Here is an 11,672-nt window from a genome sequence, read left to right on the forward strand (position 1 = left end):
TGCGTCCCCCCACCCCCTTACCCTCCCCCGCCCCCACGCTCTCCTCCCCCCTTAAGGGGGGAGAGCGGGGGGTGGGGGCGGGGGCCGAGAGCTCGGGCCAACGCTTGCGGGCCGGCAGCGCGGACCGGCGCCGGCTTGTCAGTGGTCACCAGTAGGGTGGCGGACATGGCAGACCCCAGCAGCTATCGACCCAAGCCGGGACAGATCCCCGACTCGCCGGGGGTCTATAAGTTCCGTGATGAGCACCGGCGGGTGATCTACGTAGGCAAGGCCAAGAGCCTGCGCCAGCGCCTGTCGAGCTACTTCCAGGACCTGGCGAATCTCCACCCGCGTACGCGCACGATGGTCACCACGGCCGCGTCCGTCGAGTGGACCGTCGTCTCCACCGAGGTCGAGGCGCTCCAGCTGGAGTACACCTGGATCAAGGAGTTCGACCCGCGGTTCAACGTCAAGTACCGCGACGACAAGAGCTATCCGTACCTCGCCGTCACGCTCAACGAGGAGTTCCCGCGGGTCCAGGTGATGCGCGGCGCCAAGAAGAAGGGCGTGCGGTACTTCGGTCCGTACGGCCATGCCTGGGCGATCCGCGAGACCGTCGACCTGATGCTGCGGGTCTTCCCCGTACGGACCTGCTCCGCGGGCGTCTTCAAGCGCTCGGCGCAGATCGGCCGCCCCTGCCTCCTCGGGTACATCGGCAAGTGCTCGGCCCCCTGCGTCGGCCGTGTCTCCGCCGAGGAGCACCGCGAACTGGCCGAGGAGTTCTGCGACTTCATGGCCGGCCGCACGGGCGCGTACATCCGCCGCCTGGAGCGGCTGATGGCGGAGGCCGCCGAGGAGATGGAGTACGAGCGCGCGGCCCGGCTGCGGGACGACATAGAGGCGCTGAAGCGGGCCATGGAGAAGAGCGCCGTGGTGCTCGCCGACGCCACCGACGCCGACCTCATCGCGCTCGCCGAGGACGAGCTGGAGGCCGCCGTCCAGATCTTCCACGTCCGGGGCGGACGGATCCGCGGCCAGCGCGGCTGGGTCACCGACAAGGTCGAGAACGTCGACACCGCGGCCCTCGTGGAGCACGCCCTGCAGCAGCTGTACGGCGAGGAGCGCGGCGACGCCGTGCCCAAGGAGGTCCTGGTACCGGCGCTGCCCGACCCCGTCGAGCCGGTCCAGCAGTGGCTGACCGAGCGCCGTGGGTCGAACGTCTCGCTGCGCATCCCGCAGCGCGGCGACAAGAAGGACCTGATGGCCACGGTCCAGCGCAACGCCCAGCAGGCGCTGGCCCTGCACAAGACCAAGCGCGCCTCGGACCTGACCACCCGCTCCCGGGCGCTGGAGGAGATCGCCGAGGCGCTGGAGCTGGACTCGGTGCCGCTGCGCATCGAGTGCTTCGACATCTCCCACCTCCAGGGCGACGACGTGGTGGCGTCGATGGTCGTCTTCGAGGACGGGCTGGCGAGGAAGAGCGAGTACAGACGGTTCCAGATCAGATCGTTCGAGGGCCAGGACGACGTCCGGTCCATGCACGAGGTGATCTCCCGCCGCTTCAAGCGGTATCTGCAGGAGAAGCAGAAGACCGGCGAGTGGGAGGAGGAGACCGGGGCGGACGCCGCCGACCTGGTCTCCGGGGCCGTGCCGGGCCCTGCGGACCTCTCCGGGGCCGGGCCGGGCCCCAAGGACGAGGAGGGCCGCCCGAAGCGCTTCGCGTACCCGCCGCAGCTGGTCGTCGTGGACGGCGGCCGGCCGCAGGTCGCCGCGGCCCAGCGGGCCCTGGAGGAGCTGGGCATCGACGACGTCGCGGTCTGCGGGCTGGCCAAGCGCCTGGAGGAGGTCTGGGTGCCCGGCGAGGAGGACCCGGTCGTGCTGCCCCGGACGAGCGAGGGCCTGTACATCCTCCAGCGCGTCCGTGACGAGGCGCACCGCTTCGCCATCGCCTACCAGCGCAACAAGCGGGGCAAGCGGCTCACAGCGAGCCCTCTGGACAGCGTGCCGGGCCTCGGCGAGAGTCGCCGCCAGGCCCTCCTGAAGCACTTCGGTTCCCTGAAGAAACTCAAAGGAGCCACGATCGAAGAGATCTGCGAGGTGCCCGGCGTCGGCCGCAAGACCGCCGAGACCGTCGCGGCGACCCTGGCCCAGGCCGCTCCGGCCGCCCCGGCGGTGAACACCGCCACCGGAGAGATCATTGAAGATGAGGAGGCACCGCAGGCCGCGTTGCCTTCAGAACAGGGACAGGAACGATGAGCGACAGCAGCCCCGAGCAGCAGACCGGTAGAGAAGACGCGCAGGCGAGTGCGGCGCCGATCCGCGACGACCAGGACCGCAGCCCCGCGATCCCCGAGCTGGTGATCATCTCCGGGATGTCGGGCGCGGGGCGGAGCACGGCCGCGAAGTGTCTGGAGGACCTCGGCTGGTTCGTGGTCGACAACATCCCGCCCGAGCTCATCCCCCCGATGGTCGACCTCGGCGCCCGCTCCCAGGGCAACGTCGCCCGGATCGCGGTGGTCGTCGACGTCCGTGGCCGGCGCTTCTTCGACAATCTCAAGGAGTCCCTGGCCGCGCTGGACGCCGCGCAGGTCAAGCGCCGGATCGTCTTCCTGGAGTCCTCCGACGAGGCGCTGGTCCGCCGCTTCGAGTCGGTCCGCCGCCCGCATCCGCTGCAGGGCGACGGCCGCATCGTCGACGGCATCGCCGCCGAGCGCGACCTGCTGCGCGAGCTGCGCGGCGACGCCGACCTGGTGATCGACACCTCCAGCCTGAACGTCCACGAGCTGCGCGCCAAGATGGACGCCCAGTTCGCCGGCGAGGAGGTCCCGGAGCTGCGCGCGACGGTGATGTCCTTCGGCTTCAAGTACGGCCTGCCGGTCGACGCCGACCTCGTGGTGGACTGCCGCTTCATTCCGAACCCGCACTGGGTCCCGGAGCTGCGGCCGTACACGGGCCTGAACGAAGAGGTGTCGAACTACGTCTTCAGCCAGCCTGGGTCCAAGGAGTTCCTGGACGGCTACGCCGAGCTGCTGCGCATCGTCGCCGAGGGGTACCGCCGCGAGGGCAAGCGGTACGTCACGATCGCCGTCGGCTGTACGGGTGGCAAGCACCGCAGCGTCGCCATGTCGGAGAAGCTCGCCCGCCGCCTGGTCTCCGAAGGAGTCGAGACGGTCGTCGTCCACCGGGACATGGGGCGCGAGTGACCAGCCGCACGCCCCGGATGCGCCGCGTACGCCGGCTCGTGCGGGGCAGCACGCAGGGCGCCACCCCGAAGGTCGTCGCCCTCGGCGGCGGCATGGGGCTTTCCGCCTCGCTCGCCGCGCTGCGCCGCATCACGCGCGATCTGACCGCCGTGGTCACCGTCGCCGACGACGGCGGCTCCAGCGGCCGGCTCCGCGACGAGCTGGGCGTGCTGCCGCCGGGCGATCTGCGCAAGGCCCTGGCGGCGCTCTGCGGCGACGACGACTGGGGCCAGACCTGGGCCCGGGTCATCCAGCACCGCTTCATCAGCGGCGGCGAGCTGCACGACCACGCTGTGGGAAATCTCCTGATCGTCGCCCTGTGGGAGCAGCTCGGCGATCACGTGCAGGCGCTGGACCTGGTCGGCAAGCTGCTGGGCGCGCACGGCCGGGTGCTCCCGATGTCCGCCGTGCCGCTGGAGCTCCAGGCCCTGGTCAGGGGCCACGACGAGGACCACCCGGACGAGATCTCCACCGTCCGCGGCCAGGCCACGGTCGCGCTCACCCGCGGCGAGGTGCAGTCCGTGCACGTCGTCCCGGAGGAGCCGCCCGCCGTCCCGGAGGCCGTCGAGGCGGTCCGGGACGCCGACTGGGTGGTGCTCGGCCCCGGGTCCTGGTTCTCCTCCGTGATCCCGCATCTTCTGGTGCCACAGCTGCGCGAGGCGCTGGAGGAGACCAAGGCCCGTAAGGTTCTCTCGTTGAACCTCGCACCCCAGCCGGGGGAGACGGACGGGTTTTCCCCGCAGCGTCATTTGGAGGTTTTGGCCCGACACGCCCCTAAACTCGCCTTCGACGTGGTGCTGGCCGATCAGGACGCCGTGCCCGACCGGGAGTCTCTGACCGGAGCGGCCAAGGAGCTGTTCGGCAGCGCGGTCGAGCTGGCGGCCGTGGCCGCGCAAAGCAGCGCTCACCAGGGCAAACCTGGGGGCGGTTCCGCTCGGCACGACCCGGAGCTGCTGGCCGCCGCGTACGACCGTATTTTTCGGATGCATGGAAGGATCGGCCCATGGCGATGACGGCAGCGGTGAAGGATGAAATCTCCCGGCTCCCCGTCACCCGGACCTGCTGCCGGAAGTCGGAGGTCTCGTCGATCCTGCGGTTCGCCGGCGGGTTGCACCTGGTCAGCGGGCGCATCGTGATCGAGGCGGAGCTGGACACGGGTATCGCGGCCCGGCGGCTCCGCAAGGACATCCTGGAGATCTTCGGGCACTCCTCGGACCTGGTGGTGATGGCGCCCGGCGGGCTGCGGCGCGGCAGCCGGTACGTCGTCCGTGTCGTGGCCGGCGGCGACCAGCTCGCGCGCCAGACCGGCCTCGTCGACGGCCGCGGCCGCCCCATCCGGGGCCTGCCCCCGCAGGTGGTCTCGGGGGCCACCTGCGACGCGGAGGCCGCCTGGCGCGGCGCGTTCCTCGCGCACGGCTCGCTCACCGAGCCCGGCCGCTCCTCCTCCCTGGAGGTGACCTGCCCGGGCCCCGAGGCGGCGCTCGCGCTGGTCGGCGCGGCCCGCCGGCTCGGCATCGCGGCCAAGGCCCGCGAGGTGCGCGGCGTGGACCGGGTGGTGGTCCGTGACGGTGACGCGATCGGCGCGCTGTTGACCCGGCTGGGCGCCCATGAGTCGGTGCTCGCCTGGGAGGAGCGCAGAATGCGCCGCGAGGTGCGGGCCACGGCCAACCGCCTCGCGAACTTCGACGACGCCAACCTCCGCCGCTCGGCGCGGGCCGCGGTCGCCGCGGGCGCCCGTGTGCAGCGCGCGCTGGAGATCCTCGGCGAGGAGGTGCCGGAGCACCTCGCGGCGGCCGGCCGGCTGCGTATGGAGCACAAGCAGGCGTCCCTGGAGGAGCTCGGCGCGCTCGCCGACCCGCCGCTGACCAAGGACGCGGTCGCCGGCCGCATCCGCCGCCTCCTCGCGATGGCCGACAAGCGCGCACAGGACCTCGGCATTCCGGGTACGGAATCCAACCTCGCCGACGACCTCGCGGAGGGCATGGTCGGCTGAACCGGATCGCTACTTGTCAGTACGCGCCCCCGGCACCCGCACTGGGTGCCGGGGGCGCGTGCGTACTGACGGGGGGCGCGTTGCGCAAGGGCGTCAGAGGGGCTCAAGGGCGCTCACTTGAGCAGATGGAGAGCCCCATGTCAATGTCACGTACGTCTCGTACAGGGGGTAGGGTCGGAGGCGGTCGGGGACATCCCATACAGCTCGGCGGTGCACAAACCGCCGTACCAACGAGGAGATCGGTTTCGTGACGATCCGCGTAGGCATCAACGGCTTTGGCCGCATCGGTCGTAACTACTTCCGCGCGCTGCTGGAGCAGGGTGCGGACATCGAGATCGTGGCTGTCAACGACCTGGGTGACACCGCGACGACCGCCCACCTGCTCAAGTACGACACCATCCTGGGTCGTCTGAAGCAGGACGTGTCGCACACCGCCGACACCATCACCGTCGGCGACCGCACCATCAAGGTGCTCTCCGAGCGCAACCCCGCCGACATCCCGTGGGGCGAGCTGGGCGTCGACATCGTGATCGAGTCGACCGGCATCTTCACCAAGCGCGAGGACGCCGCCAAGCACCTCGCCGGCGGTGCGAAGAAGGTCCTCATCTCGGCTCCGGCCAAGGACGAGGACATCACCATCGTGATGGGTGTCAACCAGGACAAGTACGAGGCCGACAAGCACCACGTCATCTCGAACGCCTCCTGCACCACCAACTGTGTGGCGCCGATGGCCAAGGTTCTCGACGAGAACTTCGGCATCGTCAAGGGCATGATGACCACGGTCCATGCGTACACCAACGACCAGCGCATCCTGGACTTCCCGCACAAGGACCTGCGCCGCGCCCGCGCCGCCGCGGAGAACATCATCCCGACCTCCACCGGTGCCGCCAAGGCCACCGCGCTGGTCCTCCCGCAGCTCAAGGGCAAGCTGGACGGCATCGCCATGCGCGTGCCCGTCCCCACCGGCTCGGTCACCGACCTCGTCCTGGAGCTCGACCGCGAGGTCACCGCCGACGAGATCAACGCCGCCTTCCAGAAGGCCGCCGAGGGTCAGCTCAAGGGCTACCTGGAGTTCACCGAGGACCCGATCGTCTCCTCGGACATCGTGAACACCCCGGCCTCCTGCACCTTCGACTCCGGCCTCACCATGGCCCAGGGCAAGCAGGTCAAGGTCGTCGGCTGGTACGACAACGAGTGGGGCTACTCGAACCGCCTGGTCGACCTGACTGTCTTCGTCGGCGGCCAGCTCTGAATAATCTCTGCCTGACGCAGCACTAGGCACCGAGATGTGAGGACGGGGCTCGTAGGACGCGACGACGCGTCGTACGGGCCCCGTCCCATGACTGACGTTGTGAACGGAGTCACCATGAAGACGATCGACGACCTTCAGGTAGCGGGTAAGCGGGTCTTCGTCCGCGCCGACCTGAACGTGCCGCTCGACGGCACCACCATCACCGACGACGGCCGTATCCGCGCCGTGCAGCCGACCATCGCCAAGCTCGCCGCCGCGGGCGCCCGCGTGGTCGTCGCCTCGCACCTGGGCCGCCCCAAGGGCGCCCCGGACCCGGCCTTCTCGCTGGCCCCCGCGGCGCAGCGACTGGGTGAACTGCTCGGCCAGGACGTCGCGTTCGCCACCGACACGGTCGGCGAGTCCGCGCAGGCGACCGTGGCGGGCCTCGCCGACGGCCAGGTGGCCGTCCTGGAGAACCTCCGCTTCAACGCGGGCGAGACCAGCAAGGACGACGCCGAGCGCGGCGCGTTCGCCGACCAGCTGGCGCAGCTGGCGGACCTGTACGTCGGCGACGGCTTCGGCGCCGTGCACCGCAAGCACGCCTCGGTGTACGACCTGCCGGCCCGGCTGCCGCACGCCGCCGGCGACCTGATCGCCGCCGAGGTCACGGTCCTGAAGAAGCTCACCGAGGACGTCAAGCGCCCGTACGCGGTCGTGCTCGGCGGCGCCAAGGTCTCCGACAAGCTCGGCGTCATCGACCACCTCCTGGAGAAGGCCGACCGCATCCTGATCGGCGGCGGCATGGCGTACACCTTCCTCAAGGCCAAGGGCCACGAGGTCGGCAAGTCGCTGCTGCAGGAGGACCAGATCCCGGCGGTCCTGGAGTACCTGGCGCGCGCCGAGCAGAAGGGCGTGGAGTTCGTCCTGCCCGTCGACGTCATGGTCTCGGCCGACTTCCCGGACCTGAAGACCAAGGCCCCGGCGAACCCCGGTACGGTCGCTGCGGACGCCATCCCGGCCGATCAGGAGGGCCTGGACATCGGTCCGAAGACCCGGGAGCTGTACGCCGCCAAGCTCAAGGACGCGGCCACCATCTTCTGGAACGGCCCGATGGGTGTCTTCGAGCACCCGGACTACGCGAACGGCACCAAGGCCGTCGCGCAGGGGCTGCTCGACTCGGAAGCCTTCACCGTCGTCGGCGGCGGGGACTCGGCCGCTGCCGTACGCCTGCTCGGTTTCGACGAGAATGCTTTCGGCCACATCTCGACCGGTGGCGGCGCCAGCCTCGAATACCTCGAAGGCAAGACGCTCCCCGGCCTCGCCGCTCTGGAGGACTGAACAAACGTGAGTAGCCGTACCCCGCTGATGGCGGGCAACTGGAAGATGAACCTCAACCACCTCGAGGCCATCGCCCACGTCCAGAAGCTCGCCTTCGCGCTCGCCGACAAGGACTACGAGGCCGTCGAGGTCGCGGTCCTGCCGCCCTTCACCGACATCCGCTCGGTGCAGACCCTGGTCGACGGCGACAAGCTGAAGATCAAGTACGGCGCCCAGGACATCTCGGCGCACGACTCCGGTGCCTTCACCGGTGAGGTCTCCGGCCCGATGCTCGCCAAGCTGAAGTGCGCGTACGTGGCCATCGGCCACAGCGAGCGCCGCCAGTACCACGGCGAGGACGAGGCGGTCTGCAACGCCAAGGTCAAGGCCGCCTTCAAGCACGGCATCACCCCGATCCTGTGCGTCGGTGAGGGCCTGGACGTCCGCAAGGCGGGCAACCAGGTCGCGCACACCCTCGCCCAGGTCGACGGCGCGCTCCAGGACGTCCCGGCCGAGCAGGCCGAGACCATCGTGATCGCGTACGAGCCGGTGTGGGCCATCGGCACCGGCGAGGTCGCCACCCCGGAGGACGCGCAGGAGGTCTGCGGTGCGATCCGCCGCCGCCTCGCGGAGCTGTACAGCCAGGACCTCGCCGACAAGGTGCGCATCCAGTACGGCGGCTCGGTGAAGTCCGGGAACGTCGCGGCGATCATGGCGCAGCCGGACGTCGACGGCGCGCTGATCGGCGGCGCCGCGCTGGACGCCGACGAGTTCGTCAAGATCGTTCGATTCCGCGACCAGTAGCGGTCACGCTGCACTCGGTACGCACCGTGAGCAGCAGCTATGACGACGGGCCCGGCCCGTCGTAGGCTGTCGGGGCCGGGTCCCGGTGTCACACGACGCCGCCCCGGCCCCGCACCGTCAGATCTGCTTGTCTCCGTCCGCCAGTCCTAGAGAGTTGGTCCACCAGTGGTCATGGGATTCTCGATCGCCCTCATCGTCTTCAGCGCGCTGCTGATGATGCTGGTGCTCATGCACAAGGGGAAGGGCGGCGGCCTGTCCGACATGTTCGGTGGCGGTATGCAGTCCTCGGTCGGCGGTTCCTCCGTCGCCGAGCGGAACCTCGACCGCATCACCATCGTCGTCGGCCTGCTGTGGTTCGCGTGCATCGTCGTCCTGGGCATCCTGATGAAGCTGGACAGCTGACGATGCCGGGTCTGTCACCCAAGAGCTGACACTCTGTCGGGGGCGCGGCTTATCATGAGTGCGGCGTCCTTCCGTGGCCGGGTAACTCCTGTCACTGGACGCGCGTTGGGCCTTACGTAGACTGGGCGCCCGCAGCGGAGGCTCCCATCGAGGCTTCGCAGCACCATGACGCAGGGAGTTACGACCGTGGCAAGTGGCAACGCGATCCGAGGAAGTCGGGTCGGGGCGGGGCCGATGGGGGAGGCCGAGCGGGGCGAGTCCGCGCCGCGCATCCGCATCTCCTTCTGGTGCTCCAACGGGCACGAGACACAGCCCAGCTTCGCCGGCGACGCGCAGATTCCTGACACTTGGGACTGCCCGCGCTGTGGCTTCCCCGCAGGCAAGGACCGGGACAACCCGCCGGACCCGCCGCGCACCGAGCCGTACAAGACGCACCTGGCGTACGTACGGGAGCGCCGGACGGACGCGGACGGCGAGGCGATTCTCGCGGAGGCGCTCGCCAAGCTCCGCGGCGAGATCTGAGGACGCGGCCCCGGCGGCGCCGAACGCCCGCGTCCGGCGGAGGAGAAGAGAGTGTGCACCGGCCCGGCCGGAGGGTTTCGGCCTTCCTGCCGGGCCGGCCGCGTTCCGCTGTTCGAGTGGCTTCGCAGGTGAATGCGGTACGGACACACGGGCGTCAGCCGTTCGACGGCGGGCGGACATCTCATCTCCTCCCCTGATCAATTAGGTTGGGGGGTGGCGGGGCCGATACGAGACCAAAGAAGGCTGATGTCCGAGATGAACGCAGATGGCCGCAGCAGGCTCGACCAGACGTCCGAGTGGACGGCCCTGGGGAAGCACCGCGAACAGCTCGCGAGCACGCATCTGCGAGAGCTGTTCGAGCAGGACCCGGGCCGTGCGGAGCGGTACACGCTCCAGGTCGGCGACCTGCACCTGGACTACTCCAAGCACCTGGTGACCGACGAGACGCTGCGGCTGCTGCGCGAGCTGGCCGCCGCGACGAAGGTCACCGAGCTGCGGGACGCCATGTTCCGCGGCGAGAAGATCAATATCACCGAGAACCGCGCGGTGCTGCACACCGCGCTGCGCGCGCCCGGCTCGGCCGACATCGAGGTCGACGGGGAGAACGTCGTCCCGGCCGTGCAGCACGTGCTCACCAGGATGTCCACGTTCGCCGACCGGGTCCGCTCCGGCGACTGGAAGGGCCACACCGGCAAGCGCATCAAGACCGTCGTCAACGTCGGCATCGGCGGCTCCGACCTGGGCCCGGCGATGGCGTACGAGGCGCTGCGCGCGTACTCCGACCGCGACATGCAGTTCCGCTTCGTCTCCAACGTCGACGGCGCCGACCTGCACGAGGCCGTGCGCGACCTGGACCCGGCCGAGACGCTCTTCATCATCGCCTCGAAGACGTTCACCACCATCGAGACGATCACCAACGCGAAGTCGGCCCGCGACTGGCTGCTGAGCGGCCTGGGCGCCGGTGACGAGGCCGTGGCGAAGCACTTCGTGGCGCTGTCCACGAATGCCGAGAAGGTCGCCGAGTTCGGCATCGACACGTCCAACATGTTCGAGTTCTGGGACTGGGTCGGCGGCCGTTACTCGTACGACTCGGCCATCGGCCTGTCGCTGATGATCGCCATCGGCCCGGAGCACTTCCGCGAGATGCTGGCCGGCTTCCACCTCGTCGACGAGCACTTCCGCTGCGCGCCGCCCGAGGAGAACGCGCCGCTGCTGCTCGGCCTGCTCGGTGTCTGGTACGGCAACTTCTGGGACGCGCAGTCGCACGCGGTCCTGCCGTACAGCCACTACCTCTCCAAGTTCACCGCGTACCTCCAGCAGCTCGACATGGAGTCCAACGGCAAGTACGTGGGCCGGGACGGCGAGGAGGTGTCCTGGCAGACCGGTCCGGTGGTCTGGGGCACGCCCGGCACGAACGGCCAGCACGCGTACTACCAGCTGCTGCACCAGGGCACGAAGATGATCCCGGCCGACTTCATCGGCTTCGCGCAGCCGGTCGAGGACCTCCAGCCCGGTCTGGTCGCCCAGCACGACCTGCTGATGGCCAACCTCTTCGCGCAGGGCCAGGCGCTGGCCTTCGGCAAGACGCCGGAGCAGGTGCGCGCCGAGGGCGTGCCCGAGGAGCTGGTGACGCACAAGACCTTCAAGGGCAACCGCCCCTCCACGACCATCCTGGCCAAGGAGCTCAGCCCGTCCGTGCTGGGCCAGCTGATCGCCCTCTACGAGCACAAGGTCTTCGTCCAGGGCGCCATCTGGAACATCGACTCCTTCGACCAGTGGGGCGTGGAGCTCGGCAAGGTCCTCGCCAAGCGCGTGGAGCCCGCATTGACCGAGGGCGCCGAGGTCGAGGACCTGGACGCCTCGACGAAGTCGCTGGTGGCCACGTACCGCACGATGCGGGGGCGTTGATCCCGGTGCACGAAGACGCGCTCATGAGCTTTCTGAACCTGCTGACGCCGGAGAATCGCGAGTGGCTGGTGGGCCGGCCCGCGGCGAAGCAGCAGGAGGTGGCCGCCCGGCACCTCGAAGCGGTGCAGGGCGACAAGGGCAACAAGGACGCCGGCCTCGGCCCGTACAACACCCTCGACGAGGACGTGGACGGCGTCGCGGTGGGCGACCTCCAGGACCCGGCGCGGATGGCCAACGCCATGGTGCGTCAGGAGCGGGAACGGCAGGCGTGAGC

11 protein-coding genes are annotated in these 11,672 nt (G+C 69.8%); all 11 read left to right on the forward strand.

Annotation, left to right across the window (positions count from 1 at the left end):
• Positions 1-165: 165 nt before the first annotated feature.
• The 11 genes from uvrC to IF04_RS0129320 all read left to right on the forward strand — a co-directional run bounded on the left by uvrC (position 166) and on the right by IF04_RS0129320 (position 11,670).
• Positions 166-2,235, forward strand: a complete 2,070-nt coding sequence (gene uvrC, locus IF04_RS0129270) for an excinuclease ABC subunit UvrC (protein WP_030264438.1) — start codon at positions 166-168, stop codon at positions 2,233-2,235.
• Positions 2,232-3,182 (forward strand): RNase adapter RapZ, encoded by a 951-nt coding sequence (gene rapZ / locus IF04_RS0129275; protein ID WP_425428467.1) that lies wholly within the window; start codon positions 2,232-2,234, stop codon positions 3,180-3,182. The genes uvrC and rapZ overlap by 4 nt, the downstream gene beginning before the upstream one ends.
• Positions 3,179-4,234 carry a gluconeogenesis factor YvcK family protein gene (locus IF04_RS0129280; protein ID WP_030264443.1) on the forward strand — a complete coding sequence of 352 codons (1,056 nt, stop codon included), beginning with the start codon at positions 3,179-3,181 and terminating at the stop codon, positions 4,232-4,234. The genes rapZ and IF04_RS0129280 overlap by 4 nt, the downstream gene beginning before the upstream one ends.
• A complete protein-coding gene (whiA, locus tag IF04_RS0129285; protein ID WP_030264446.1) occupies positions 4,225-5,214 on the forward strand; it encodes a DNA-binding protein WhiA in 990 nt (329 codons plus the stop codon). Before IF04_RS0129280 ends, whiA begins: the two co-directional genes overlap by 10 nt.
• Before the next feature lie 247 nt (positions 5,215-5,461).
• Entirely contained in the window at positions 5,462-6,466 is a 1,005-nt protein-coding gene (gap, locus tag IF04_RS0129290) for a type I glyceraldehyde-3-phosphate dehydrogenase (RefSeq protein ID WP_030264449.1), read from the forward strand.
• 114 nt (positions 6,467-6,580) lie between these two features.
• Positions 6,581-7,783 carry a phosphoglycerate kinase gene (locus tag IF04_RS0129295; RefSeq protein WP_030264451.1) on the forward strand — a complete coding sequence of 401 codons (1,203 nt, stop codon included), beginning with the start codon at positions 6,581-6,583 and terminating at the stop codon, positions 7,781-7,783.
• Between the two features lie 6 nt (positions 7,784-7,789).
• Positions 7,790-8,566 carry a triose-phosphate isomerase gene (gene tpiA, locus IF04_RS0129300; RefSeq protein WP_030264454.1) on the forward strand — a complete coding sequence of 259 codons (777 nt, stop codon included), beginning with the start codon at positions 7,790-7,792 and terminating at the stop codon, positions 8,564-8,566.
• Positions 8,567-8,737: 171 nt separating this feature from the next.
• On the forward strand, positions 8,738-8,968 hold the full coding sequence (gene secG, locus IF04_RS0129305) for a preprotein translocase subunit SecG (RefSeq protein WP_037801115.1): 231 nt from the start codon (positions 8,738-8,740) through the stop codon (positions 8,966-8,968).
• 186 nt (positions 8,969-9,154) lie between these two features.
• Positions 9,155-9,490, forward strand: coding sequence for an RNA polymerase-binding protein RbpA (locus IF04_RS0129310; RefSeq protein WP_078600932.1), 336 nt, complete (start codon positions 9,155-9,157; stop codon positions 9,488-9,490).
• Positions 9,491-9,745: 255 nt separating this feature from the next.
• Positions 9,746-11,398: a glucose-6-phosphate isomerase gene (gene pgi / locus IF04_RS0129315; protein WP_030264464.1), complete on the forward strand. Its 1,653-nt coding sequence runs from the start codon at positions 9,746-9,748 to the stop codon at positions 11,396-11,398.
• A 23-nt stretch (positions 11,399-11,421) separates the two neighbouring features.
• A complete protein-coding gene (locus IF04_RS0129320) occupies positions 11,422-11,670 on the forward strand; it encodes a hypothetical protein (RefSeq protein ID WP_157847725.1) in 249 nt (82 codons plus the stop codon).
• Positions 11,671-11,672: the final 2 nt, after the last annotated feature.

It is taken from the genome of Streptomyces violens, from assembly GCF_000717745.1.
Lineage (GTDB): Bacteria > Actinomycetota > Actinomycetes > Streptomycetales > Streptomycetaceae > Streptomyces > Streptomyces violens.